Origin of the sequence: Brachybacterium aquaticum, from assembly GCF_014204755.1 — a bacterium.
GTDB classification, from domain to species: Bacteria; Actinomycetota; Actinomycetes; order Actinomycetales; family Dermabacteraceae; genus Brachybacterium; species Brachybacterium aquaticum.
On the sequence record NZ_JACHLZ010000001.1, the window covers coordinates 3299864 to 3325435 of the forward strand.

General features: G+C 74.1%; 23 protein-coding genes and 3 pseudogenes. 15 read left to right on the forward strand and 11 right to left on the reverse strand.

The window, feature by feature from the left end:
- The first annotated feature begins 38 nt into the window (after positions 1-38).
- From HNR70_RS14855 to HNR70_RS14865, 3 genes are all read left to right on the forward strand, one after another.
- Complete coding sequence (locus HNR70_RS14855) at positions 39-2150, forward strand: prolyl oligopeptidase family serine peptidase (RefSeq protein ID WP_184326338.1); 2112 nt, start codon at positions 39-41, stop codon at positions 2148-2150.
- A gap of 3 nt (positions 2151-2153) precedes the next feature.
- Positions 2154-2675, forward strand: coding sequence for a hypothetical protein (locus HNR70_RS14860; protein ID WP_184326339.1), 522 nt, complete (start codon positions 2154-2156; stop codon positions 2673-2675).
- Positions 2676-2920: 245 nt separating this feature from the next.
- Positions 2921-4969 carry a serine hydrolase domain-containing protein gene (locus HNR70_RS14865; protein WP_184326340.1) on the forward strand — a complete coding sequence of 683 codons (2049 nt, stop codon included), beginning with the start codon at positions 2921-2923 and terminating at the stop codon, positions 4967-4969.
- 85 nt (positions 4970-5054) lie between these two features.
- Here HNR70_RS14865 and HNR70_RS14870 read toward each other — a convergent pair whose 3' ends face one another.
- On the reverse strand, positions 5055-5567 hold the full coding sequence (locus HNR70_RS14870) for a glutathione peroxidase (RefSeq protein WP_184326341.1): 513 nt from the start codon (positions 5565-5567) through the stop codon (positions 5055-5057).
- A 272-nt stretch (positions 5568-5839) separates the two neighbouring features.
- Between HNR70_RS14870 and HNR70_RS14875 the strand changes: the two are divergent.
- Positions 5840-7066, forward strand: a pseudogene (locus tag HNR70_RS14875) (HNH endonuclease); the annotation flags it as partial.
- A 352-nt stretch (positions 7067-7418) separates the two neighbouring features.
- On the opposite strand, the gene HNR70_RS14880 reads toward HNR70_RS14875, so the two are convergent.
- Positions 7419-8432, reverse strand: a complete 1014-nt coding sequence (locus tag HNR70_RS14880) for an aminoglycoside phosphotransferase family protein (protein ID WP_184326342.1) — start codon at positions 8430-8432, stop codon at positions 7419-7421.
- Between the two features lie 80 nt (positions 8433-8512).
- On the opposite strand from HNR70_RS14880, the gene HNR70_RS14885 reads away from it, so the two are divergent.
- The gene (locus HNR70_RS14885; RefSeq protein WP_184326343.1) at positions 8513-9250 is read left to right on the forward strand and encodes a glutamine amidotransferase; all 738 of its coding nucleotides are present in this window, start codon (positions 8513-8515) and stop codon (positions 9248-9250) included.
- Between the two features lie 142 nt (positions 9251-9392).
- The gene (locus HNR70_RS16100; RefSeq protein ID WP_184326344.1) at positions 9393-10280 is read left to right on the forward strand and encodes a GH25 family lysozyme; all 888 of its coding nucleotides are present in this window, start codon (positions 9393-9395) and stop codon (positions 10278-10280) included.
- 33 nt (positions 10281-10313) lie between these two features.
- Here HNR70_RS16100 and HNR70_RS14895 read toward each other — a convergent pair whose 3' ends face one another.
- Both HNR70_RS14895 and HNR70_RS14900 read right to left on the reverse strand, forming a co-directional pair.
- On the reverse strand, positions 10314-10778 hold the full coding sequence (locus HNR70_RS14895; protein WP_184326345.1) for an SRPBCC family protein: 465 nt from the start codon (positions 10776-10778) through the stop codon (positions 10314-10316).
- A gap of 144 nt (positions 10779-10922) precedes the next feature.
- Entirely contained in the window at positions 10923-11645 is a 723-nt protein-coding gene (locus HNR70_RS14900; protein WP_184326346.1) for a DsbA family protein, read from the reverse strand.
- Between the two features lie 231 nt (positions 11646-11876).
- Between HNR70_RS14900 and HNR70_RS14905 the strand changes: the two genes are divergently transcribed.
- Together HNR70_RS14905 and HNR70_RS14910 are read left to right on the forward strand one after the other, a co-directional pair.
- Entirely contained in the window at positions 11877-12545 is a 669-nt protein-coding gene (locus tag HNR70_RS14905; protein ID WP_246375251.1) for a GNAT family N-acetyltransferase, read from the forward strand.
- 58 nt (positions 12546-12603) lie between these two features.
- Positions 12604-13368 carry an AAA family ATPase gene (locus tag HNR70_RS14910; RefSeq protein WP_184326347.1) on the forward strand — a complete coding sequence of 255 codons (765 nt, stop codon included), beginning with the start codon at positions 12604-12606 and terminating at the stop codon, positions 13366-13368.
- Positions 13369-13481: 113 nt separating this feature from the next.
- Here HNR70_RS14910 and pdxH read toward each other — a convergent pair whose 3' ends face one another.
- The 5 genes from pdxH to HNR70_RS14930 all read right to left on the reverse strand — a co-directional run bounded on the left by pdxH (position 13482) and on the right by HNR70_RS14930 (position 16769).
- Positions 13482-14183 carry a pyridoxamine 5'-phosphate oxidase gene (gene pdxH, locus HNR70_RS14915; protein ID WP_184326348.1) on the reverse strand — a complete coding sequence of 234 codons (702 nt, stop codon included), beginning with the start codon at positions 14181-14183 and terminating at the stop codon, positions 13482-13484.
- Between the two features lie 133 nt (positions 14184-14316).
- A complete protein-coding gene (locus HNR70_RS14920; RefSeq protein WP_221421149.1) occupies positions 14317-15237 on the reverse strand; it encodes an alpha/beta hydrolase in 921 nt (306 codons plus the stop codon).
- Between the two features lie 12 nt (positions 15238-15249).
- A complete protein-coding gene (locus HNR70_RS15655; RefSeq protein WP_221421150.1) occupies positions 15250-15531 on the reverse strand; it encodes a hypothetical protein in 282 nt (93 codons plus the stop codon).
- Positions 15532-15670: 139 nt separating this feature from the next.
- Entirely contained in the window at positions 15671-15988 is a 318-nt protein-coding gene (locus HNR70_RS14925; RefSeq protein WP_184326349.1) for a hypothetical protein, read from the reverse strand.
- 184 nt (positions 15989-16172) lie between these two features.
- Positions 16173-16769 carry a GNAT family N-acetyltransferase gene (locus tag HNR70_RS14930; protein WP_184326350.1) on the reverse strand — a complete coding sequence of 199 codons (597 nt, stop codon included), beginning with the start codon at positions 16767-16769 and terminating at the stop codon, positions 16173-16175.
- Positions 16770-17140: 371 nt separating this feature from the next.
- Here HNR70_RS14930 and HNR70_RS14935 point away from each other — a divergent pair, with 371 nt between their 5' ends.
- Both HNR70_RS14935 and HNR70_RS14940 read left to right on the forward strand, forming a co-directional pair.
- A complete protein-coding gene (locus HNR70_RS14935; RefSeq protein WP_184326351.1) occupies positions 17141-19288 on the forward strand; it encodes a glucose PTS transporter subunit IIA in 2148 nt (715 codons plus the stop codon).
- Between the two features lie 142 nt (positions 19289-19430).
- Positions 19431-20354: a PRD domain-containing protein gene (locus HNR70_RS14940; protein ID WP_184326352.1), complete on the forward strand. Its 924-nt coding sequence runs from the start codon at positions 19431-19433 to the stop codon at positions 20352-20354.
- Positions 20355-20471: 117 nt separating this feature from the next.
- Here the strand turns inward: HNR70_RS14940 and HNR70_RS14945 are convergent, their stop codons facing one another.
- Both HNR70_RS14945 and HNR70_RS14950 read right to left on the reverse strand, forming a co-directional pair.
- Positions 20472-21251 (reverse strand): 3-hydroxybutyrate dehydrogenase, encoded by a 780-nt coding sequence (locus HNR70_RS14945; protein WP_184326353.1) that lies wholly within the window; start codon positions 21249-21251, stop codon positions 20472-20474.
- An 83-nt stretch (positions 21252-21334) separates the two neighbouring features.
- Complete coding sequence (locus HNR70_RS14950) at positions 21335-21730, reverse strand: hypothetical protein (protein ID WP_184326354.1); 396 nt, start codon at positions 21728-21730, stop codon at positions 21335-21337.
- Between HNR70_RS14950 and HNR70_RS14955 the strand changes: the two genes are divergently transcribed.
- The 5 genes and pseudogenes from HNR70_RS14955 to HNR70_RS14970 all read left to right on the forward strand — a co-directional run bounded on the left by HNR70_RS14955 (position 21725) and on the right by HNR70_RS14970 (position 25427).
- Positions 21725-22669, forward strand: coding sequence for an acyl-CoA dehydrogenase family protein (locus tag HNR70_RS14955; RefSeq protein WP_184326355.1), 945 nt, complete (start codon positions 21725-21727; stop codon positions 22667-22669). The genes HNR70_RS14950 and HNR70_RS14955 overlap by 6 nt on opposite strands.
- Positions 22666-22797 (forward strand): annotated as a pseudogene (locus tag HNR70_RS16305) (ABC transporter ATP-binding protein); the annotation flags it as partial. The gene HNR70_RS14955 and the pseudogene HNR70_RS16305, both read left to right, overlap by 4 nt.
- 124 nt (positions 22798-22921) lie before the next feature.
- Positions 22922-23368: an ATP-binding cassette domain-containing protein gene (locus HNR70_RS14960; protein WP_312857692.1), complete on the forward strand. Its 447-nt coding sequence runs from the start codon at positions 22922-22924 to the stop codon at positions 23366-23368.
- A gap of 176 nt (positions 23369-23544) precedes the next feature.
- A pseudogene (locus tag HNR70_RS14965) lies at positions 23545-24570 on the forward strand (ABC transporter substrate-binding protein); the annotation flags it as partial.
- Positions 24567-25427, forward strand: coding sequence for an ABC transporter permease (locus HNR70_RS14970; RefSeq protein ID WP_184326357.1), 861 nt, complete (start codon positions 24567-24569; stop codon positions 25425-25427). The pseudogene HNR70_RS14965 and the gene HNR70_RS14970, both read left to right, overlap by 4 nt.
- The last annotated feature ends 145 nt before the right edge of the window (positions 25428-25572 follow it).

The following is a 25572-nucleotide window of genomic DNA, read 5'->3' on the forward strand; positions in this document are numbered from 1 at the left end:
CATCCCCGCCGTCGGCGGATCCCCTCTAGTGTGGTGTCATGGTGACCTCTCTCCCGTACGGCTCCTGGCCCTCGCCCATCACCGCTGAGCTCCTCGCGACGGGGGGCACCCAGCTGGGCGGTCCGCGCCTGGTCGGTGACGCCGTGTGGTGGACGGAGGGGATCGCCACCGAGGGCGGGCGCCAGGCGATCGTGCGCACCGCCGGGCCGGTCGCGCTCCCGCAGCCCTGGGAGGGCACCGCCCGCGAAGGCGCGGGGGAGCAGGCCCGCGTCGAGACAGTCACCGTGCTGCCCGCGCCCTACAACGCCCGCTCGCGCGTGCACGAGTACGGCGGCGCGAGCTGGACCGTCGTCACCGGTGCGGAGGAGGCCCCGCAGGGAACCCCGCTGGTGGTCTTCGTGAACTTCGAGGACCAGCGGGTCTACGCCCTGGTCGAGGGGGAGCAGCCGCGCCCGCTCACCCCCGTCGGCCCCGAGGTCGAGACCGCGCAGGGACCCTCGCTGCGCTGGGCCGATCCCACCGTCGTCGCCCTCCCCGGCGGCGGCAGCGAGGTCTGGTGGGTCTGCGAGGACCACACCCTCGAGGCCCCGGAGGGCTCGCATGGCGGCGGCGCCCCGCACATCGAGCGGTACATCGCCGCGGTGCCGCTGGACGGCTCCGCTGCCGAGGACCTCACCGCCCTGCGCCGGGTCACCCCGTCGGCCCGCTTCGTCGCCCATCCCCGGCTCAGCCCGCGCGGTGACCAGATCGCCTGGATCAGCTGGGAGCATCCGCAGATGCCGTGGGATGGCACCGAACTGCACGTCGCACCGCTGATGAACGGCAGCGCCGGGGAGGGCGAGATCATCGTCGGCGGCACCGACACCTCCGTGCTGCAGCCCGAATGGCTCGACGACGAGCACCTGATGTTCCTCTCCGACGCCTCCGGCTGGTGGAACCCGTGGGTGTGGTCCGCGGAGACCGGCACCCGCCAGATCCTCGAGCTCGACCAGGAGTTCGCGGGCGCGATGTGGGCGCTCGGCACCACCTGGTACCAGGTGCTCGGCGCCGATCTCGCGCTGGTCCGGCACGGCCGCGCTGCGACCTCCTTGTCGCTGCTGCGGATCAGCACCGGCGAGCTGACCGCCCTGGACTGCCCGCTCACCCAGATCTCCACCGCGGTGCTGCGGGCCGACGGGCTGCTGGTGCTCGCCGGTGCATCCCCGACCCAGTTCTCCGCGATCCACACCGCGCACCTCGACCTCGGCGACGGCGGTGCCCCGTCCCTGTCACCGCTGGCGGGGCTGCGCTCCTCCCGCGACGACGCCCCCGCCCCCGGGCTCCTGCCCGAGGCGGAGAGCATCGAGGTGCCGCTGCCCGGCGGCGGAGTGGTCCACGCGATCGTGCACCGTCCCCGCCAGGAGGGCTTCGCCGGCCGCGAGGACGAGCTGCCGCCGTTCATCGCGCAGGTCCACGGCGGCCCCACCGCGCACGTCCCGCCCGTGCTGTCGCTGCCCATCGCGTACTACACCTCCCGCGGCCTCGGCGTGGTGGTCGTCAACTACGGGGGCTCCACCGGCTACGGCCGCGCCTACCGCGACCGCCTGCGCGGGCAGTGGGGCGTGGTGGACGTCCAGGACACCGTCGCCGTGATGGAGCACCTGGTCGCGCAGGGCATCGCCGACGGGCAGCGGCTCGCCATCGAGGGCGGCAGCGCCGGCGGCTGGACCACGCTGGCCTGCCTGACCCGCACGGACACCTTCGCCGCCGGGGTCTCCAGCTTCGGCGTCGCCGAGCTCGAGAAGTTCCGCCAGGACACCCACGACTTCGAGTCCCGCTACATCGACGGACTCGTGGGCCCCTACCCCGAGCGCCGCGACCTCTACGTGGAGCGAGCACCGCTCAGCCACGTCGACGAGCTCGAGGTGCCCGTGCTCCTGCTCCAGGGCGAGGAGGACCGGATCGTGCCACCCAGCCAGTCCGAGCTGTTCCGCGACGCGCTCGCCGCCAAGGGCATCCCGCACGCCTACCTGCTCTACCCCGGCGAGCAGCACGGCTTCCGCCGGGCCGAGACCATCATCGACTCCACCGAGGCGTCGCTGTCCTTCTACGGACAGGTGCTGGGCTTCAGCCCGGTCGACGTGCCGGTGCTCGAGCTGCGAAGGAGCTGACCGATGACGAACCCTCCGATGGACCCGCCTCCGCCGTCTGCACCCCCGACCCAGGAGCCCGTGCGTGCGGCGACCGCGCTCGTGGTGGTCACGGCGCTGCTGCTCCTCGGCAGCGTCCTGACCGAGGTGGCCGGCGCGATCGTGGACCCCTCCCAGGCCTATGCCATGCTCGGCACGGTGGCGAACGTGGTGATCGTCGTGGTGGCGCTCGCCGCGTTGGCGGTCCTGCTCGGGCTCGGGATCGCGGCGCTCGTCCTCGCGATCCTCGTGACCGTGCGCGGCTCGGGGAAGCTCCGCATCGGCGCGGTCATGATCATCATCGGCTCGCTGCTGGGCCTGGCCGTGTCGTTCACGGTCACCGGTGACATCTCGCAGATGCCGGACGCTGCGGTGGCCGCGGGGAACGCGTTCGCCCTGATGGAGCGAGTGGTCGACGTGCTCCGCGGCCTCGTGATGCTCGCCGGGGTCGTGGTCGTGATCCTCGGGATCTCGGAGGTCCGACGGAAGGGCGCGGCGCGCGCGTGACGGCCCTGCCCGGGCACCGCGTAGCGGGGCCAGGCCCGGAGTGACGCTTGTCACACCGGTGACCCGCGGGTAGGTTGGACGGCGGCGCGAGGGAGCTCGCCGCGCGGCACTGCCCTGGGGTACTGCATTGGAGCACCGCCACGGGACACCGCCTCCCTGCGCCTGCCTGGTCCCGTCCGCGGTGACGGCTTGGGGCGTCACCGACGACGCCCCGGCACCGCGGGGACCGATGCGAAGGAGTCCCCGTGGACCAGCAGCGCCCCCACCCGTCCTCGCACGACCAGGCCTGTCGGCCGGAGGAAACCCGTCGGCCGGAGGAACCGCGTCGGCCGGAGAAGCCCCGTCGGCCGGAGGATGCCCGCCCGCCGGAGGACGGACGCGACCACCCGGGGGAGTCCCGTCGGCCGGGCATCACCCGCCGCGCCTCCCTCGCCGCGACCGCGCTGACGGCCGCCGCAGGCGCCGTCGGCCTGCCTGCCGCCGCCCACGCGATGGGTGACCCCGCCCCGCACAAGGACCGCCCCACGGCCCGTGCCCAGGGCTCCGCCCCGGAGTGGAGCCGCGGCCGACCCCACCGCCACCCCTGGGACCGACAGCGCAGCGGGAGGACACTGAAGGACATGACCCCTCGCGCCGTGGGCCTGGACGCCGGCGTGCTGGGCGAGATCCCCGCGATCGTCGGCGCCGGGCTGGACTTCGATCCTCCGCGCTTCTCAGGCGCGACCGTGCTCGTCGCCTCCCAGGGCGGGATCGCCTACCGCCACGCCGACGGGTACGCGCTGCGCTGGGCGGGCCGCGCCATCGAGCTGCCCGAGGCCGAGCGGATCCCTGCCCGCACCGACACGCTCTACGACCTCGCCTCGATCTCCAAGATCTTCACCGCCACCGCCGTGATGCAGCTGGTCGAGCAGGGGCGCCTCGGGCTCGAGGACACCGTCGCCTCGCACCTGCCGCGCTTCGCCGAGAACGGCAAGGGCGAGGTGACCGTGCAGCAGCTGCTCACCCACGTCGGCGGGCTGCCCGCCTTCATCAACCTCTACTCCGCCTACCCCGACATCCCCTCGCGCCTGGACGCGGTGCTCACCGTCGCCCCCACCTCCGCGCCCGGCACCCGGTACGTGTACAGCGACCTGGGACTGATCACCCTCGGACTGATCGTCGAGAAGCTGTCCGGGCAGAGCCTCGACGCGTACGTGCGCGAGCACATCACCGCGCCGCTCGGCGTGGACGACACCATGTACAACCCGCCCGCCGAGCTGCTGCCGCGCATCGCGGCGACCGAGTACGTGGAGTACTACGGCCGGCTCGTGCACGGGCACGTCCACGACGAGAACGCCTACTCCCTCGGCGGGGTCGCCGGGCACGCGGGCGTGTTCTCCACCGCCGACGACCTCGCCGTGTTCGCGCAGATGTTCCTCGGCGGCGGGCGCTACGGCGGCGCGGAGATCCTCCGGGCCGAGACCGTGCAGTCGATGTTCACCGACCGCATCGCCGAGGTCACCGGGGTGGGCGGGGCCCGCCGCGGCCTCGGCCCCGAGCTCGAGGCCTGGTACTACCACGCGGGCCTGACCAGCCCCTACAGCGGTGTGCACACCGGATTCACCGGCATGTCGCTGGTCATCGACCCCCTCACAGAGACGGTCGTCATACTGCTGACCAACTCCGTGCACCCCACGCGCGAGTGGTCCACCACCTCGGTGACGCGGCGCGAGGTCTCCACCTGTGTCGCCCGTGCGCTCGGGCTCGTGCCCCGCGAGGTCCGCGACGGCTGGCACGCAGGCGACGCCGACGCTGCCACCAGCGTGCTCTCCCTCGCGGTCGGGCTCGGGGAGGGCCCGTCGGGTGGGAGCGGCGACGGGGGTGCGGCCGTCGGGGGTGCGGCCGACGCGGGCGCTGCGACGCTCGAGGCGGAGCTGTTCGTCCACCTCGAGACCGGCTACGACCTGCTGCGCCTCGAGGCCTCCGCGGACGACGGCGCGACCTGGACACCACTGGCCGGTCGGCTGACCGCGAAGGACCAGGACCCTGTCGAGGTCGAGGACGGCACCCTCACCGGCTGGGGTCGGCGGGTGGTCTGGAACGGGACGTTCCCGCTGGTCCAGGGCGGGCAGGCGCTCACCGGCGAGGTGCAGCTCCGCCTCGTGCTCACCACCGACGGCTCCACGCGCGGGCTCGGCGCCTGGGTGGGACGGCTGCGGGGCCTCGCGGCCGACGGGCGCACCGTGCTGATGGACACCGACCGGCGCGCGGACCGGGAGCAGGTGGTCGCGGAGGGGTGGACGCTAGGCGGGTGAGCGGCGCGCTCGGGCGGGTGAGCGGCGCGCTCGGGCGCGGAGCTGGGCGCGGGTGTGGGAGCAGTTCTCAGGCGGGAAGCGGTTCTCAGGCGGGGAGCTGCTCCCCGGCGAGGGCGGCCTCGATGTCGGCGGTGAGGGCGGCCGGCTCGGTCTGCGGGGAGTAGCGGCGCAGCACCCTGCCCGCGCGGTCCAGGAGGAACTTGCCGAAGTTCCACTCGATGTCCCCGCCGTCGATCGCGGTGCCGTCGGGTGCGGTGTGCTCGCCGGTCAGCCACCGGTACAGCGGGTGGGCGCCCTCGCCGTTGACCTCGACCTTGGAGAACATCGGGAAGGTGACGCCGTAGTTGACCTGGCAGAACTCGGAGATCTCGGCGTCGGTCCCGGGCTCCTGGTGCATGAACTGGTCGCACGGGAAGCCGAGCACGGCAAGGCCCTGGTCGACGTAGCGCTCATGGAGGTCCTGCAGGCCCTCGTACTGCGGGGTCAGGCCGCACTTGGAGGCGGTGTTGACCACGAGCACCACGGAGCCGACATGCGCGGAGAGGTCGGTGTCCTTCCCGGCGAGGGAGGCGGCGGAGAAATCGGCGAGAGTCGTCATGGGGTCATTGTGGTCCTGATCCGCGCGGTGGGATGCGGTGGGCGGTGTGGCGGGCGGTCCGGTGGACGGTCCGGTGGACTGTCCGGCGGGTGACCTCTCCTCCCCACCCCCTCCTCGTCCACATTCCCGGCCTCGCCGTTCCCGACGCGCCGCCCGCCGGGAAGCATGGCCCCATGACCAGCGCAGAGACGTATCCGGACCCGCCGGGGGAGCAGTCCCCCGACGCGGCCGTGGACGCGTTGCGCGACGGCGACCCCGCCGCACTCTCCGCGATGCTCGGCGACCTCGCCTTCCTCCTGCAGCACCTCGCCTCCGACCCCGGAACCCTGTTCGACATCGAGGGTCGGCAGCGCCGGGAGTTCACCCATCTCCTCGGGGCGCTGCAGGGATCCCGCGGGGCGCTGGACTCCCTCGAGGCACGCGCGGTGGCCGCGCTGCAGGACCTCACCCGCCGCGAGCGCTGGGATGCGGCCCGCGACCGCGCCGCCCACGAGGGGAAGGCAACCCCCTCCCAGACCCGGGTCCACCGGGAGGCCGATGGCGCCACCATCGCCGACATCACCCTGCTCACCCGCCGCTCCCCGCACATGGCCGGCCGCACCCTCGCCTCCGCCCGCCGCCTGGTCGAGACCCTGCCCGAGATCATGGCGGCGCTCGCCGACGGACGGATCGCCGGGGACGCCGCCTACGCGGTCGCCGACGCCTCCGCGGTGCTCGACCCCGAGATCGTGGGCGAGGTGGACCGGGCGCTCGGCGAGAAGATCCCCGAGCTCGACGGTGCCGGGGTGCGGCGCTGGAGGGATCAAGTCGCGACCACTGCCGGGGAGCTCGATCCCGAGGGCGCCGCCCTGCGCCACCGGAAGGCGCGCACCGAGCGGCACGTCTCCATGACCCCCGGTCAGCACGGGATGGCGACGGTCAGTGCGCGCCTGACCGCCCTCGACGCCCAGCAGATCTATCGGCGGCTGTCCCTGGAGGCGGAGCGCCGACGGGCCGAGGGCTCCCGCATCGGGCACGGCGCCGCGATGGCCGACGCCCTGACCGACCAGCTGCTGCGGCCCGAGGACCAGCCGGCACCGGTATCGCTCGAGGTCGGGGTGATCGTCACCGACCGGGCTCTGTTCCGCCCCGACTCGGGGGACGTCGCCCATCTCGAGGGTTACGGCGCGGTGCCCGCCGAGGCGGTGCGCGCCCAGCTGCGCGGTGCACTCAAGGCGCCGGGCGAGGACGAGGACGACCCCTACGGCGAGGACGGCGACGCGGTGCGGGTGATGATCCGCCGCCTCTACACCCACCCGACCACCGGGGAGCTCGTCGCCATGGACGCCACCTCGCGCGCCTTCCCGCCCGCGATGCGCCGCTTCCTGCGGTGGCGGGACACCTCTTGCCGCGGCCCCTACTGCAACGCGGCCATCCGCCAGAACGACCACATCGTCCCCGTCTCCCGCGGCGGCACCACCAGCCTCGACAACGGGCAGGGGCTGTGCGCCCACTGCAACCAGAAGGAGCGCGACACCGCGGCCGTCGAGCGGATCGAGGACGGCGAGGGCACCGGTCACCGCGTGCGCTGGACCGGACTCTCCGGCGTTTCGCGCGAGACCGGGCCGACGCCGCTGCTGCCTCCGCGGCCACCGCAGCCTCCGGAACCGCCGCAGCCTCCGCGGCCACCGCAGCCTCCACTGCGCAGCGAGGAGGAGTCGGGGGAGGAGTCTGCCTCGAGCGCTGCGGGTCCGGAGAGGACGTCGTCGGACGATGCCCCGTCGACCGAGCCCCCATCGGACGAGACCCGCACGAGTGAGCCCTCGTCGACCGAGCCCCCCTCGGACGATGCCCGCCGGATCCCGATGTCGCTCACCCGACCCCGTCGGCCGCGAGCCGCAGGGCGGCCGGAGCCGCCGCGTCGAACACCCCCGCCTCCTGCACGCAGCGCGCGAGGAGCCAGCGCCGGGCGCGGGCGGGGTCGAGGCCGGCGAGGCGGGCCATCCGGTCGGCGAAGGGGCTGGGGCTCGAGCGCAGACGACCCGGATCATTGAGCATGTGCTGCAGCAGGTCGTAATGCGGATCTCCCGCATACGGCTTCGGATCGATGACCGCCCAGCCGCCGGACTCTCCCCGCGCCCTCAGCACGTTGCCCGGGTGCAGGTCGGTGGCCAGCAGCATCGGCTCCCCGTCCCACTGCCGGGGCAGATCGCGGAAGAGCCCCAGCCCGTGCTCGACGAGGGCGGGCGGCAGCGGGTTCGCCCCCACCTCGGCCCGGCGCCGGGCCGACTCGGCCCACCCCTCGCACATGTCGGCAAGGGGGCGGAACTCCGCCCCCGCCGGGACCGGCATCCACAGACGGCGCAGCAGTCCGGCGACCACCTCGTCCCGCTCCGGCCCGGTCAGCAGCTCCGAGAGCGGCGTCCCCGGGCGCACCCGCTCCAGCAGCAGCACGCTCGTGTCCCCGCGCCATTCGGCGCGGTGGAGCCGGGCCACGCCCCGCCCCTGCCAGACCCGCATCCCTGCGGCCTCGTCTCGCGACTCCTCATGCGCCCACGCCACCTTCAGTACCAGGTCAGCGTCCTCTGCAGCGCCATCCCCGCCGCCCTCCGACGCGCCGTCCGCAGCGCCCTGCGCAGCCCGCACCGGCGCGACCCAGGCGCTGGAGCCGCCCGGCTGGAACGGTGCCTCCGGGATCAGCTCCCAGGCCTCGAGCACGGCCTCGACGGTGCCCGGCAGACGGTCCCGCCACGCGACGAGCGCGGGATCCGCGACGTCTCGCAGACCGACGGGTAGGGGGTGTCCGCCGATGAGCGTCGAGGAGTCCGCGCGCGCGTGAGAGGAGCCCCTGCGCGCGTCAACAGCATCGTGGTGGTCCTGCGTCATCACCCTCCGCTCCGCACCCGGTGCGCTGTGCCCGGACCGACCGTCCCGACCTCTCACCTGCAGGGGTTTAGCATGCACCCGTGAAACCGTTCGTGCAGATCGCCACCCGTCCGGAGGACGACGTCGCCCTCACCGAGCGCGCCGCCGTGCTCGACTTCGCCGGCCTCGCCGAGGAAGAGCTGCTCTGGGCGCGGCTGGACCGGGAGCCCTTCCCCGACCTGGCGATGGACGAGATCTCGGGCATCATCCTGTGCGGCAGCCCCTTCACGGCCTCCGACCCGATCGAGGACAAGAGCGACGCCCAGCTGCGGGCCGAGAAGGAGATCGACCGGGTCCTGGATGCGGTCTTCGCCCACGACGTGCCCTTCCTCGGCGCCTGCTACGGCATCGGCACGCTGGGCACCCACATCGGTGCCCGCATCGATCGCACCTACGGCGAGCCGCTCGGCGCCGTCGAGGTGAGCCTCACCGACGCCGGTCGCGAGGATCCGCTGGTCCGCGAGGCGCGGCTGGAGGACACGTTCACCGGACTCGTCGGCCACAAGGAGGCCGTGCACACCCTGCCCGAGCACGCCGTGACCCTCGCGACCGGCCGCACCAGCCCGGTGCAGATGTTCCGCGTGGGCACCCGGCAGTACGCCACCCAGTTCCATCCGGAGCTCGACGTCCCCTCGATCATCGAGCGGGCCCGTGCCTACCGCGACCACGGCTACTTCTCGCCCGACGAGATGGACGACATCTTCACGTCGCTGCAGCACGTGGACGCCGACCAGCCGCCGCGACTGCTGCGCGCCTTCGCGACGCTGTTCGCCCGCTGACGGCGGGAGCACCCGCCTGCCCCGCCAGCCCCGCCGGCCCGGCCCGCTTCGCGCGGCAAGCGCATCCCGTGACCCGCCCGAGACCCGCCCGACCCGGCACGTCTCCCACGGTCGGCGCGCCCGCTCCGGTACCGTCCGCACCGTGCCCCGATACACGCCCGAGCAGGTCCGCCGACGTCAGATCGTCGCGGGCGCGATCGTGCTCGTGCTGCTCCTCGCGATCGGAGGCTGCACGGTCTCGCTCGTCCGCGGGATCGGCGGAGGCGGGGGCGCCGCGTCACCGCTGACCGAGTCCGGGGCCTTCCGCGCCGATGACGCGGCGATGACGGTCTCGGCCACCCCGCGCGACGCGCCCGGGCTCGAGAACCTCCCCGACGGGGTCGAGCTCGAGTCCGGCGAGGTGATGGGCATCGACGTCTCCAGCTACCAGCAGGAGATCGACTGGGAGCAGGTGGCGGCCGACGGGTTCGGCTTCGCCTACATCAAGGCCACCGAGGGCGCCGGGTTCACCGACACCCACTTCCGCCGCAACTGGGACGGCGCGCAGGCGGCCGGGGTCGTGCCCGGCGCCTACCACTACTTCACCCTGTGTTCCCCGGGCGCGGACCAGGCGGAGGACTTCCTGGCCGCCGCGCCGCCGGACGACTCCGCCCTGCCCCCGGCGCTGGACCTCGAGTTCGACGGGGCGTGCGAGGAGCGGCCCGAGGCGGAGCGCGCCCAGGCCGAGATCGATGCCTTCACCGCCGTGGTCGAGGAGGCGTGGGGTCGGCGTCTGGTCATCTACTCGTCGTCGCAGTGGCGCGAGCACTACGGGCTGCCGGTGACCGATTCCCGTCCCGACTGGCTGTTCTCCGAGCGGGGACGCCCGGCGCAGGACGACTGGTCGGTGTGGCAGCTGAGGTTCGACGGGACGGTCTCGGGCATCGAGGGCGGGGTCGACATCGACGTGGCCCGCATCGAGATGCTGCGGGAGCACGCGGAGATCCCCCGCGGGGAGGGTGCGCTCACGCACGCCCCCGAGGACGCCTGAGCGGCAGCTCCGCTCGGACGTGCCCGGTCCCGCTCAGCCGGGAAGGTCCGCCCCGCCGCCCGCGAGCTCGCGCTCGTGCGCGCCGACGAGGGCGTCGAGCACCTGCGTCCAGCGGTCCAGCAGGCCCTGCCGCTCGGCCGGGCCCAGCAGGCGCTCCTGGTGGATCGCGATGACGGTCCCTCCCTCGGGGGACTCGAGGTCCTCCTGTAGCGTGACCTGGAAGATCGTCTCGTGGTCGAGGGTGTCGGGGGTCCAGCGCAGGCGCACGCGGCGGCCGACATGGCAGCCGATCACGCGGCCGTGGACGCGGCCGTCGCGGCGCAGGGGTGCGCCCACCATCTGGGGGACGGAGTCGATGCCGAGCCACTGCGGCAGCCACTCGGCGATCAGGAGCTTCCAGGTCTCGGCGACGGACGAGGGGAGGGAGCGGAGGACGTCGAGCTCCCACCCGGCGTCATGGGTGAGGCCGACGGGGGAGTGCCAGGACTCGGTCTGCATGCCTCCACGGTAGGGCGGGGCGGCGGGGGTGCCCAGCGATCGCACCGGACTGTCCACTGCTGTTCGTCCAGTCGTCTCCCGGGGGACACCGGTCCCGGCGTGTCGCGGGCTCGAGTCGGGAGCTCGAATGCCCTCTCGACCCGCTCAGGCCGCCTCGACCGCGCCGCGGATCGCACCGGGCTGGGTGAAGTCCACCTGCACCACTTCGCCGTCGATCAGCACGGTCGGGGTGCCGGAGGTGGACTCGCGCGCCTCGGGCTCGACGACGTCCTCTAGCCAGGGGATGTAGGTGCCGGCGGCCTGGCACTCGGCGATGTCGGTGCCGGCGACGCCGTCCACGATCCCCACGAGATCCTCGTCCTCGAGCCCCTCTGCGCCGGGCTGCTCCTCGAACAGGGCCGCCTCGACCGCGGGCCAGCTGCGCTGGTCCTCGGCGTAGGCGCACAGGGCGGCGTTCGCGGCGCGGCCGGAGTACCCGGGCGGGGTGGAGTTCGCGTCGAGCATCGGGCGGGGATGGACGCGGAGGGTGATCTCCCCGGCGTCGGCCATCGCGGTGATGTCCTCGCCCTGGGCCTGCTGGAAGGTCTTGCAGTGCGGGCAGAGGAAGTCGAGGTAGACGTCCACGACGGGGCCGTCGGCGCTGGTGCTGAGCTCGAGGTAGGGCTGGTCCTCGGCCACGCCGGGCGGGCTGACGAGCTCGGCCGAGCTGCCAGCGGGGCCGCCGCCGGACTCGGGCTCCGAATTCCCGCGCAGCACCAGGTAGCCGCCGGTCGCGACGGCGATCACGAGGATCACGGCGACCACGAGGCAGGCGGCGCCGGCAATGATGCCGATGATCAGCGGGGTGCGCGAGCGCGGGGTGTTCACGAGCGGTCCTCCCGAGGACGGGGTGCGGGATGCAAGTGTGCGAGGGGCGGGATGCTTGCGTGGGGCCGACACTACCGATCGTCGTCGCTGAGGGGACGGTTCGGGGTAGTTCGGGGCAGCTCGTGACGGGTCGCAGGAGGCGACGCGGGCGCGCAGGAGCCGGCGACGGTGCGCGAGGGGACGGTGCGTGAGGGGTCGCCGGATGTCCGCCGGACCCGCCATGCTGGGGGCATGCCCGCTGCTTCCTCCGCCTCCGGCGACCATCCCACCCCGTCCGCCCCTCCCTCGTCCTCCATGCCGGATCCCGCCTGGCTGACCCGAGCCGAGCGCCCGGAGGACGTATCGGCGCTGCGCGAGGTGCTGCTGGCCGCGTTCCCGTCGGACGAGGAGGCGGACCTGGTCGACGCCCTGCGCCGTGATCCGCAGGCTTGGATCGACGGGCTCTCGCTCACGGCCTGGGAGGTCGCGGGGCCGACGGGGGCCGACGGGCACGCGGCGGCTGACGGGCATGCGGCGGCCGCCGAGAAGGCGTCGGCCGACGGGCCCGCACCGGAGCCCCGCCGCCTGGTCGCGCAGGCGCTGCTGACCCGGGCGCACGTCGGCGGCGAGCCCGTGCTCGCCCTCGCGCCCTGTGCGACGCTCCCCTCCCACCAGCGCCGCGGCGCGGGCTCCGCGGCGATCCGCGCGGCCCTCGAGGCGGCGCGGGCGCTGGGGGAGAACGTCGTGGTCGTGCTCGGGCACGCCGAGTACTACCCGCGCTTCGGCTTCACCCCCGCCTCCCGGTTCGGGGTCACCGCCCCGTTCGACGTGCCCGACGAGGCCTTCCTCGCCCTCGCCCTGGACCCCGCCCGTCCCGTGCCGCGCGGCGAGATCGTCTACCCGCCCGCCTTCGGGGTGTGAGCGCCATGCGCGGGAGAACGGTGCGGGACGACGCGCCGCACGGGGAAGCGGCGGCGTGATGGACGGCCTGTTCGACGACTCCTTCGACGAGCCCGGCCCGTCCCGGGACCCGTTCACGGACCTCGCCCTGCCGGTCCGCGAGGTGCGCGGGCACCCGAAGGCTCCCGCCGACCCCGCGACCTGGCCCGCGACCGTGCCCGCCGTGCGCCAGGTGCTCCGCGAAGGCCTCGCACTCGGACAGATCACCGTGCTGACCGGCGAGAACGGCAGCGGGAAGTCCACCCTCGTCGAGGCGCTCGCCGGGGCCTGCGGGCTGAACCCCGAGGGCGGCGGGACCGGGGCGATGCACGCCACCCGCTCGACCGAGTCGCCGCTGGCTGAGCATCTGCAGGTGACCCGCGGTGCCGGCGCCCCGCGCTCGGGGTTCTTCCTGCGCGCCGAGACGATGCACTCCCTGTTCACCTATTACGAGGAGATCGGGGTGGGCGGGATGATGCACGAGCGCAGCCACGGCGAGTCGTTCCTCGCCCTGGTCGAGGAGCGCTCCCGCATCCGCGGGCTGTGGCTGCTGGACGAGCCCGAGTCGGCGCTGTCCGTGGCGGGCTGCCTCGCGCTGCTCGACCGTCTGCAGGAGCTTGCCGCGGGCGGGTCCCAGATCGTGCTGTCCACGCACTCCCCGGTCCTCGCCGCGCTGCCGGGCGCTGACCTGTACGAGCTGGGGGAGTGGGGGCTGCGTCCCAGCGGCTACGACGACCTCGAGCTCGTGCGCACCTGGCGGGCGTTCCTCGACGAGCCCGCCTGCTTCCTGCGCCACCCCGACTGAGCGGCGTGCGAAACCCCGGCCCATCCGTCGGCCCGCGGGTCCCCACCCCAGCGGCCAGCCGACGGCCCGCGGGTCCCCACCCCAGCGGCCAGCCGACGGCCCGCACACCGTTCTCAGGGCTGGAGCCGGTGGCGCTCCCAGGTGCCGTCGGTCGCTCGCGAGTACACGATCCGGTCGTGCAGACGGTTCGCCCGACCCTGCCAGAACTCGATCCGCACGGGATCGATGCGCAGTCCGCCCCAGAACTCGGGGCGCGGCACGTCCTGCCCCTCGAAACGGGCCTCGACCTCGGCGTACTGCGCCTCGAGCGCGTCGCGCGAGTCGATCGGCGCGGACTGGTGCGACGCCCAGGCCCCGAGCTGAGAGCCGCGGGGACGCGAGGCCCAGTAGGCGTCGGACTCCGCGGCCGACCCCTCGTGGACCGCGCCCTCGATGCGCACCTGCCGCTGCAGCGGGTACCAGGGCAGCAGCAGGGAGGCGCGCGGGGTCTCCGCGAGCTCATGGCCCTTGTCGGAGGCGAGGTTCGTGTAGACCACGAGCCCCTCGCCGGAGCGGCCCTTCAGCAGCACGGTGCGGGAGCGGGGTCGCGGCGCGCCGTCCTCGCCGAGCGCGATGGTGGAGAGCACCACCGCCGAGGGGTCCGAGATGTCGCCGTGGGTCTCGCGTCGGGCGAAGGCCTCGTCCAGCCAGGTGTCGAGCAGCGCCAGCGGGTCGGCAGGGGCGTCGTCGGCCAGGGACCCGGCGAGGTAGTCGAGGCGCTCGCCGGCCAGGTCGTGGTGGACGGGCTGTGCGGGGCTGTCGGCTGAACCGGTCATGACCTGGATCCTAGGCCGCGACCGGTACCGCGCGGAGGCCGGGCGTCGTGCGCGTTCATCCCGCCCCGGCGCAGCCTCTCCGCCGCGACGCAGCCTCTTGGCTCCGGTGCAGTCATCCCGCCCCGGCGCGCTTTCACCTCGCGGCGAGGAGACCCGCGAGCATCTCCGCGATCTCCCCGGCGGCGCGGAGGCCGGTGCGCCCCGCCCCGAGGACGTTGGAGAAGGCGTGGATGTGCCCCTCCTGCAGGTGGGTCGTCATCGGAACCCCGGCTTCGCCCTGCCGCGCGGCGGCCGCGAGGGAGTCGTCGCGCAGCGGTTCGAAGCCCGCGAAGGAGAGCACCGTGGGCGGCAGTCCGGACAGATCGGGGGCGCGCAGCGGCGAGACGCGCGGGTCGGTGGCCAGGTCGGGGTCCGGCAGCGGGTGGTCGGCGTACCAGTCCAGCTGCGCGGTGGTGAGGAAGAACCCCTTGGCGGACTGGGTGCGCGACGGGGCCGAGGAGGTGAGGTCCAGCCAGCGCGAGATCAGCACCTGGCCGGCGGTCATCGGCAGTCCGCGGTCGCGGGCCGCGAGGGACACCGCAGCGGCGAGGTTGCCGCCGGCGGAGTCGCCGACCACGGCGAGGTGCGGGGCGAGGCCGAGGGTTTCGGTGTGCGCGGCGGCCCAGGCGTAAGCGGCGATCGCGTCTTCGTGCCCGGCAGGGAACGGATGCTCCGGGGCGAGGCGGTAGCCGATCGACAGCACCGCGACCCCGGCCCGGTGGGCGAGGAAGCGGCAGATGGGGTCGTGCGAGGTGATGGAGCCGAGCACGAAGCCTCCGCCGTGGTAGTACACCGTGAGGGGGACGGGGCGCGCGGATTCCCTGCTCCCGGAGCTGCTCCTCCTGCTGCTCCCGGAGCTGCCGCCGACCGTCCCGGGCGAGCCGAGCGGACGGTACAGCCGCGCCGGGATCGGCCCGTCGGCCCCGGGGATCAGCAGGTCCTGCATCAGGCCGATGGGAGCGGGGCGGCCGCCGAACTGCCAGGCCTCGATGTCGATCTGCCTGCGACCCTGCACCAGCGGCAGCTCCTAGAAGCTCTCCTCGGGCAGCGCGGACAGCATCCGCAGACCCGCCTGGACCTCCGTCTCGAGGTGCTGGTCGTCGCGGACCACGGGCGCGCCGGCGACGGCACGCAGGACGGGCTCTGGCAGGTGGCCGAGGGCCCCGACGGCGAGGCGGACCGCGCGATCCAGCGGGGTGGGGTGCACGGGCGTCGTCGCGCCGACGGTCGGCAGCGCGGGGATGCGATGGGGGGAGGCGCTGCGGTCGGCAGCGCTGCCGTCGGAGGTGCTCGTCGTGGCTTCCGTCATGTCCGGATCGTGGAGGCACCTCTCGGTGCGGCGCGCTGGAACGCCTCGGCCCGGCACCGACGGGAACGGTCACCGTGGCACCGACGGGAACGGTCACCGTGGGGCCGATGGGAACGCCGGCGATGCTGGTCCGACGGGATCAGGAGCTGCGCAGGCCCCCGAACAACGCGAGTGCAGGGCGCGGGCGCAGGTGGCGGGCTTGCGGCCGACGGCGCGGGGCCCTTCGCCCGCTCCCCGCGGGGCGTGCGGGCCCGGTGGGTCGCGCGAAGGCGTCGGCACTGTCCGGGGCGAACCCGACGGTGCTGGGATCCATCCCCTGCGCGGCGGCGCGGGCCCGGCGGGCGCGCACGGCCCGCAGGGCATCGACGTCTCCCCAGGTCGCGGGCAGGGGGCGGTAGTCGATGAGGTGGTCGGCGGTGGCTCGGGTGCGGCTGGTGGCGATGGTGGCGTTCTGCATGGCTCCACCTTCGGCCGACGGGGGATCCCCGCGCGTCCGACAGGAAGCGCGACCTCGTCATCCCGCGGGATGATCCTCGGCGTTCCGGCGTTCCGGCGTTCCGGCGTTCCGGCGCTCCTCACTCTGGAACTCAGCGCTCCTGCGCTCGACCCTGGTGACCTCGGTGCTCGGACGCTCGAGCGGTTCAGCGCACCATGCGGATGTCCGGCAGCTGCGGCCAGCGCTCGTCGACCTGCCGGGTGCCGTCGGGCGCGAACCCGAGCTTCTCGTAGAAGCGCCGGGCACGGGGGTTGTCCTCGGCCACCCACAGGCTAGCGGACCGGCCGCCGAGCAGCTCTTCCACGAGCTCGCGGGCGAGGCCGGTGCCGTGCCAGCCCGGTTCGACGTACAGCGTGGACAGCTCCTGCTCCCGCACGGGCTCCGGGTCCCTGACCGGCCACGATGCGGCGAAGCCGACGGGCACCCCGTCCTCGTCGCGGGCCACCAGCACCCGCGGCGCGCCCTCGGTGTCAGGGCCGGCGGAGAGCGTGGCGGTCCACTGCTCCAGGCGGCGGCGCAGCGCAGGCTCGCCGAACCACTCCTCGCCGTCCAGGGCGTGTCCGTAGGCCACCTCCCAGCCGCGCACGTGCACCCGGGCGATCGCCTCGGCATCGGCGGGGACGGGAGCGTCGATCGTGAAGCGGCGCGGTCCGGACGGGGAGGGTGCGGCGGCGGGCGCGCCGATGCGCAGGTCGGGGAACGCGGGGTCGGAAGTGGTGCGGGTGGAAGGGGAGCCGGACATGGGACGAGTCTGCCAGGGCAGGAGCCGGCCGGACCGTCTTCCCCGGCCACCCTGGGCACCCTGGGCACCCCGGCCACCCCGACATGACCCGTCGCCCAGGACGGCCCCGTCGGCCGCCCCGGGACCCAGGTCCCGTCGGCCGCGCTCCGGGCGCCTGCTACGATCCTCCCCGAACCTTCGGGTTCATCGGTTTGTCATCCGCCGTCCACGACGGCGGAGCAAGACCTGGGACCCGTGCCGTGCGCTCGTCGCGCACCCTCGGGACCCGGGTCTTTTTTGTTGCCCGCACTGCCGCCCGCTGGCACGTCGACGTCGCCCGCGGACGCAGCGCACCCCGCAGTCCCCACTTCCGGAAGGTCAACGAGGTCCCCATGAACACCTCCTCCGACGGGCGCCCGTCGATCGCCGAGGACATCGTCCGCGGCGTCGGCGGCCCCGAGAACATCGAGAGCCTGACGCACTGCGCCACCCGGCTCCGCTTCCAGCTGCACGACGCCGAGAAGGTCGACCGCGAGGGCATCGATGCCCTCGACGGCGTCATGGGCACCGTGCCGCAGTCCGGCGACCGCTTCCAGGTCGTCATCGGCGGCGCCGTCGCCGGCGTCCACTCCCAGATCATGAACCTGCCCGCCATGGCCGCAGGCGGCACCCCCCGCCCGCAGACCGACGCCGAGGTCAAGGCCGCGATCCGCGCCAAGGGCCGCGGCCGCTTCGCCTGGCTGGACAGCTTCTTCGAGTACCTCTCGGACTCCTTCCGCCCGCTGATGGGCGTGCTGCTGGGCGCCTCGCTCATCATCGCGCTCGCCTCGGTCTTCGACGCGCTCGGCTGGGTCGACTTCCGCGCCGAGGACAAGTCCGCGACCTGGGTGTTCGTCGATGCGATGTGGCGCTCGGTGCTGTACTTCCTGCCGATCATGGTCGCCTTCAACGCCGCGAAGAAGCTCCAGATCGACGGCTGGGTCGGCGCGGCCGTCATGGCCGCGGTGATGACCCCCGACTACATGGGCATGCTGGGCGGCACCACCCCCGGCGTCACCTGCACCACCAACGAGGTGCTCGGCACCCAGCAGTGCGTCGCCCAGGTGTTCGGCCTGCCCATGCAGCTGAACGACTATGGCGGCCAGGTGTTCGTGCCGCTGCTGATGGTGGCGGTGCTGGCGCTGGTCTACAAGGGCCTGCAGAAGGTCTTCCCCGCCAACGTGCAGCTCGTCTTCGTCCCCTTCATCTCGATGCTCGTGATGATCCCGGTGACCGCCTTCCTCATCGGCCCCCTCGGCATCTGGGCAGGCAACGGCCTCGGCGCGGGCCTGGCCTGGCTGAACGGCAACGCCCCGATCGTCTTCGCGATCCTCATCCCGCTGCTCTACCCCTTCCTGGTGCCGCTGGGCCTGCACTGGCCGCTGAACGCGCTGATGCTCCAGAACATCAACGCCCTCGGCTACGACTTCATCCAGGGCCCCATGGGCGCATGGAACTTCGCCGCCTTCGGCGCGACCGCCGGCGTGCTGCTGCTCTCGATCCGCCACCGCGAGACCGAGATGCGCCAGACCGCCACGGGCGCCCTCGCCGCGGGCCTGTTCGGCGGCATCTCCGAGCCGTCCCTGTACGGCATCCACCTGCGCTTCAAGCGCATCTACCCGCGCATGCTCGTCGGCTGCCTCGCCGGCGGCCTGGTCGTGGGCCTCCTGGGCGGCGTGAACACCAGCGTCTTCGCCTTCACCTCGCTGCTGACCATCCCGGTCTTCGACCCGATGCTCACCTACGTCATCGCGATCGCGGTCGCCTTCGTCATCGCGATGGTGCTGGTGTACGTCTCCGACTACCGCACCCCCGAGCAGCGCGCGGAGGCCAACGCCGCCCGTGACGCCGCCGAGGCCGCGAGCGGGAAGGCCGCCGCCCCGGCCGACGAGCGCGAGCTCGCGACCGTCGGCGCCCCGGCCGCGGCGGGTGCCGCCGCCGGCGCCGGCGCTGTGTCGTCCGCCGACGCCGCGTCCTCGGCCGGCACTGCGTCCTCGACCGGCACCGCCGGTCAGGCGTCGCCTGCCGGCGGGACCCCGTCGGCCGACGCGACCACCCTGGTCGCCCCCGTCGCCGGGCGGCTCGTCGCCCTCGACGACGTCTCCGACCCGGTCTTCGCCTCCCGCGCTCTCGGGCAGGGGGTCGGGATCGTCCCGGCCGACGGACGGATCCTCGCCCCGGCCGACGGCCTGCTCGCCACGGTCGCGCAGACCGGGCACGCCTTCGGGATGCTGGCCGACGGCGGTGCCGAGGTGCTGGTCCACGTCGGCATCGACACCGTGAAGATGGACGGGGCCGGGTTCACCGTCCACGTCGCGCAGGGTCAGCGGGTCAGCGCCGGCGACCTGCTGGCCGAGGTCGACCTCGACGCCGTCCGCGCCGCCGGGTACGACACGGTCACCCTGCTCACCGTCCCGAACACCTCGAACTTTGCCGCGGTGGAGCCCGCCGCGCCGGGCGAGGTCGCCGCGGGCGACGCGGCGGTCGTGGTCCGGCGCTGAACAGACAGCGGTGAGCAGCCCCGTCTGACTCGTCAGCGCTGAACCGACCGGCCGCGGTGCGCGTACCCTCCTGCGCAGAGGGGCGCGCGCCGCGGCCGACCAGTTCCCTCGACGACGAGGGAGGACAGGAGGTGAGGGACCGATGCGAGTGCTCCGGGTCCTGAACAACAACGTGGTCCTCTCGCGCGAGGACTCCGGACGCGGCGTGATCCTCACCGGGCGCGGCATCGGCTTCCGCGCCCAGCCGGGCGACGAGGTCGATCCCTCCCGGATCGTGCAGGTCTTCGTCCCGGCCGACGGGCGGGACCCCGACCACCTCGCCGAGGCCTTCGCCATGATCGACGCGGAGGTGCTGCGCGCGACCGTGATCGCCCTGCGCGAGACGGGCACCGAGGGGCGCGAGTCCTCCCGCCCCACGCTCGCCATCGCCGTGGCCGACCACGTCTCCGGGGCGCTGGACCGGCTGCGCGGCGGGATCGAGATCGAGTACCCGCTGCGGGCCGAGGTGCAGACCCTCTACCCCGAGGAGTACGACAAGGCGTGGGCGCTGCTGGTCGAGGTGAACCGTCTCGTGGACCCGAAGCTTCCCGAGCACGAGGCCACTGCCCTCGCGCTGCACCTGGTCAACGCCGGGTTCTCCACCGGTGACCTGTCCTTCACGTACACGATGACCGGGGTCATCCAGCAGATGCTGACCATCGTGGGGGAGCGGTACGGGATAGGGGTGGACCGCCACTCGATGGCGGCGGCACGCTTCATCACCCACGTGCGCTACATGTTCGTGCGCATCCAGCAGCACCGTCAGCTCGCCGGGGAGCAGTCGGTCATCTCCCGGACCATCCGCGAGGAGTACCCCGAGGCGACCCGCACCGCCGAGCAGCTCGCGGTGATCGTGCGCCTGCGGATGGGGGAGGAGCTCACCTTCGACGAGATCGCCTACCTCGCCCTGCACGTCGCCCGCATGACCGCCGAGGCCGAGGCGCACCGGGCGCTGCGGGACGGCGGCGACCGGAGGGCAGGGGATCCCGCCCCGTCCGACGGGGACACCGGACAGCCCCGGACATGATGCGACCCCGGCACCTCCAGGGGAGGGACCGGGGTCGCATCGGCCGACGGGGATCGACTGTCGGTCGACGGTGATCCGCTGTCGGTCGTCTGCTGAAGGCCGTGCGGAGCGACCGCCTCAGCGGCTGGTCCAGCCGCCGTCCATCGTGTAGCTGGCACCCGTGACCATGCCGGACATGTCCGAGGCGAGCCAGGCGGCGAGCGAGCCGACCTCGGCCGGCTCGGTCAGGCGCTTGACGGCGCTCTCGGTGAGCATGATCTTCTCGACGACCTCGGACTCGTCGATGCCGTGGGTGCGGGCCTGGTCGGCGATCTGCTTCTCCACCAGCGGCGTGCGCACGTAGCCGGGGTTGATGCAGTTGGAGGTCACGCCGTGCGGGCCGCCCTCGAGCGCGGTCGTCTTGGACAGGCCCTCGAGGCCGTGCTTCGCCGAGACGTAGGCGCTCTTGAAGGCCGAGGCGCGCAGGCCGTGGGCCGAGGAGATGTTCAGGATGCGGCCGAAGCCGCGCTCGTACATCCCCGGCAGCGCCGCCCGGATCAGCAGGAACGGCGACTCGAGCATGAGGCGGTGCATGAACCGCCAGTTCTCGGGGTCGAACTCCTGGATCGGGGCGATCCGCTGGATCCCGGCGTTGTTGACCAGGATGTCGATGTCCAGCGAGAGGTCCTCGAGCCCCGGGGTGTCGGCGAGGTCGACCTGCCAGGCGGTGCCGCCGATCTCGGCGGCGAGCGCCTCGGCGGCCTCGCCGTTCAGATCCGCGACCGTGACGTGCGCCCCGCGCTCGGCGAAGGCCCGTGCACAGGCCTCGCCGATGCCAGAGGCGCCGCCGGTGACCAGCGCCCGTCGGCCCTCGAGGGAGCCGTCGGTGCGCGGGGCGGGGGTGGTGGTGTCGGTCATGGGGTGCATTCTCCTTCGGAGCGAGAGGTTGCGGGTTCCGGTGGCCGCGGGGCTGGTGGCGGGCCGGTCCGGCGCCGTGGGGCTCAGAACGAGCCGACGGCGGAGACCAGCGCCACCAGGGCGATCACGGTGATGACCGGGGCCACGACCGTCATCATCGCGAGGTCCTTGTAGGACTGGCGGTGGGTCATGCCGCAGACCAGCAGCAGGGTCACCACGGCGCCCGAGTGGGGCAGGGGGTCCAGGCCGCCGGAGGAGGAGCCGGTGATCGCGGCGGTCGCGGAGGTGGAGACCACCGAGGTGACCAGGGCGTTGCCGGGGACCTGGAACATCGCGTCGCGGATCACCGCGAAGGCGGCGACGGAGGCGACGACCGCGCCGTAGCCGACCTCGGAGGCGACCGACATGATCGGCAGCAGCGCGCCCTTGACGCCGTCGACGAAGCCGGAGCGGATCTGGCGGAACTTGCCCAGGTGCATGAGGGTCAGCAGCAGGATCGCGGCGGACAGGCCCCGCTCCCGGTCGCGCTCGAGCTGACCCACGCCCTCGCCCGCCGCTGCACCCCCACGGCGTTCTCGCTGTGGGGGCACCGCGCCTCGCTCACGTTCCACGACGCGACCGGCGCACCGCGGCCCGAGGGGTCCGAGGACGGCACGGTCCCCCTCGCCTCCGGCATGGCGCCCGCCTTCAAGGAGGAGGCGGGGCTCGGCGAGATCCCCCTGGTCGCCGCCGAGCTGCCGGGCGGCGCGCTGTCCGTCTCCGGGACGCTGCCGTGGTGCTCGAACCTCCGCCCCGGGGCGCTGGTCACCACGCCCGTGCGCGGGGAGGGCGGCCACCGTGCGATCGTCCGGATCCGCCGCGACGCCGAGGGGGTGCAGGTGGTCCCCCTCGCCGGCCTCACCTCGCTCGAGGGCACCTCCTCCGGGGTGCTGCGGCTGGAGGACGTGCGCGTCCCCGCCGAGGACGTGCTCACGGACAACCTCCAGGAGTTCCGCGCCCGCGTGCGCGCCCCGTTCCTGCTGATCCAGACCGCGATGTGCCTGGGATTGGCGCAGGCGGCGCGGGAGTCCGCCGAGGCCGCGGCCGACGACACCGCGCGCCGCGTCCTGGCCGGGGAGCTCGAGCAGGCCGCGCGGGAGGAGGAGCGGCTGCGGGCGGAGCTCGTGCGGCTCAGCGAGCAGTCGACCCCGCCGTGGTCGTCGGGTCCGGCGTCCCCGCGCGACCTGGTGGCCGTGCGCCTGGGCGCCGCCCTGCTGGCCGGGAGCGCCACCCGGCTCGAGCAGAAGCTCGTCGGCGGGCGCGGCTTCGCCCTCGCCTCGGCCACCTCCCGCCGTGCGCGGGAGGCAGCGTTCCTGCCCGTGCAGTCCCCGACGGAGATCCACCTGCGGCATCTGCTGAGCGCGGGCGGGCCGGCATGACGATCCTCGCCCTGCGGGGCGTGGCCCGCCAGTACCCCGGCAGCGCGGCGCCCGTGCTCGAGGATCTCGATCTCGAGGTCCGCGAGCACGAGGTGCTCGCGGTGCTCGGGGCCTCCGGAGCCGGCAAGTCGACGCTCGTGCGCCTGCTCGCTGGTCTCGACCGACCCCAGCAGGGGAGCATCGACCGGGGGGGCGGACCCGCGCCGTCCGGCCCTGGTCCCGCAGTCCCCGGACCTGTTCCCCTGGCTCACCGTGGCCGAGAACGTCGCCCTCGGCGGCCGCTACGACGCCAACGCGGGGCACTTCCGGCCCGAGCGGGTCCCCGAGCTGCTGGCCGACCTGGGCATCGCCGAGCTCGCCGACGCGCTCCCCGGGGAGCTCTCGGGAGGCCAGGCGCAGCGCGTGGCGCTGGGCCGGGCGCTCGCCGTGCAGCCCGCGGTGGTCCTGCTCGACGAGCCCTTCTCCGCTCTCGACCCGGCCATCCGTGCAGACCTGCAGACCTGGTTGCGGGATGTGCTCACCCGGGTGGGGATCTCCGCCGTCCTGGTCACGCACGACATCGACGAGGCGCTCACCGTCGCCGATCGCATCGTGTACCTGGACGGTCGCCAGGGCATCACCGCCCAGTGGCGCCCCCGGGAGGACGGCACCGGCCGGGACGAGGTGCTCGCCCACTACCGGGCGGGTGCGCTGCGGTGACCGGACGGGAAGGGGTGACCGGACGGACAGGGGCGGGCGGGCGCTCCCGGCCGCGACCGACCCGGCGGGCGCTGCTCGGCGGGGGCGGAGCGCTCGCGCTCGCCGGGGCGACCGGGGCCGGGTTCGGCCTCGCAGCTCGCCGCGGGGAGGCGGCCCCGCCGGACCCCGAGCGGCCGCTGCGCATCGCCTACCTCCCCATCACCGACGCCGCACCCCTGCTGATCGCCCACGCGCGCGGGCACTTCGCCAGGGCGGGCATCGAGGTCGCCGAGCCGATCCGGCTGCGTTCCTGGTCCACGATGGGCGAGGCCCTGCTGGCCGGGAGCGTCGATCTCGTCCACCTGCTGTTCCCGATGGCGCTGCGGATGCGGCTGGACCTCGGCGCGGACATCCGGGTGCTCGGCGCGAACCATGTCGACGGCTCCGCGCTCACCCTCGGCAGGGACGTGCCCGAGGTCGCGGCCCTCGCCGGCCGCACCCTGGCCGTCCCCGGCTGGTACTCGATCCACAACGTCATCGTCCAGCAGATGCTGCGCGCCGAGGGGCTGACCCCCGTCGTGCGCCGCACCGCCTCGCGTGACCGTGGCGAGGTGACGCTCGTGCCCATGGCCCCGGCGGACATGATCCCCGCGCTTGACGCGGGCTCGATCGGCGGATACACGGTCGCGGACCCCTTCAACGCGATGGGGGAGTCCACGGGCGTGGGCACCATCGGCCGGTTCCTCGGGGACGTGTGGCGCTCCCATCCGTGCTGCGTCACCGTCGCCACCTCCGGTCTGCTGCGGCGGCCGGCCGAGCAGCTCCAGGCGGTCGCCGACGCCCTGGTCCTCGCCCAGATCGACTGCCGGGAGGACCGCGAGGGCGTCGCGGCCGACCTCGCCGGCACCTATCTTCCGCAGCCCCTGCCGGCGATCCGCGCCGCGATGCACCGCGATGGTGCCGGGCACGCCCACGTCGCCCACCCCGACTGGCGGGGCGAGGAGATCGGCTTCACCCCCGTGCTGCGCCCCGGCTTTACCGCCCAGCTCGTGCGCGAGCTCGGCACCACCCTGCTGGACGCTCCGCTGGGCGCCCTCGGGGAGCTGGACCCTGCTGCGGTCCACGACCTGGTGGTCGACGACACCGCGCTGCGGGATGCAGCCCGACGGCTGGATCCGGACTCGCTGACCGCACTCGAAGATCCCGAGGTGATCGACCCATGAGCGTCTCCCCGACCGACCTCGACCCCCGCGCCGCGGACCCCGCTCCGGCGGGACCCGGGCGCGCCCGCCCCGGCGGGTCGGGCGCCCGAGGTCCCGCACGTCCCGCCGTGCCCCGGGGGAGCGCCCTCGCCTGGGGCGTGCTCGGGGCGGTCGCCGCGGTGCTCGCCTGGTGGGCGCTGACCGCCATCGGCGGACCCGGCAACCCGATGCTCGCCGCCGTCTCCCCGCTCGGGGTCCCGGGGGCGCTGGCCTCGCTGCTGTCCACCGGGGTGCTGCTCCAGGATCTGCTCACCAGCACGATGCGGCTGCTGTCCGGGCTCGCGATCGCCGCCGTGCTCGGAATCCCCGCCGGGGTGCTGATCGGGCTGCACCGGCCCACTCGCTGGGCCACGGCCCTGCCGGTCCAGTTCGTGCGGATGATCTCCCCGCTGTCCTGGGCGCCCGTCGCGGTCGCCCTGCTCGGGGTGGGCTCCGCGCCGGTCGTCTTCCTCGTCGCAGCCGCCGCGGTCTGGCCGGTGCTGCTGGGAACCTCGGCCGCTGTCGCCGCGATCGACCCGCGCCTCGTCGCCGTCGCCCACACCCTGGGTGCCGGCCGCGCGGAGGTCCTGCGCACCGTGGTCATCCCGTCGGTGCGCCCCGCGGTGCTGCAGTCGGTGCGGCTCGCTCTCGGCATCGCGTGGGTGGTGCTGGTCCCCGCGGAGATGCTCGGGGTCACCAGCGGCCTGGGCTACGAGATCCTCAACGCCCGGGACCGTCTCGCCTACGAAGAGATGCTCGTGGTGATCCTGGTGATCGGCCTGCTCGGCACGGTGATCGACCTGCTCGCGCGGGTCCTGCTGAGCCCGCGCCGCCGCTGAGGCGCCGCCGGCGCGCAGCCCCTCCCGCGAGGAGGGGCGCCGCCGGCGCGCAGCCCCTGCCGCGAGGAGGGGCGCCGCCGGCGCGCAGCCCCTGCCGCGAGGAGGGGCGCCGACGGCTCGCGCCGACGGACCTCCCGGCCCCGCC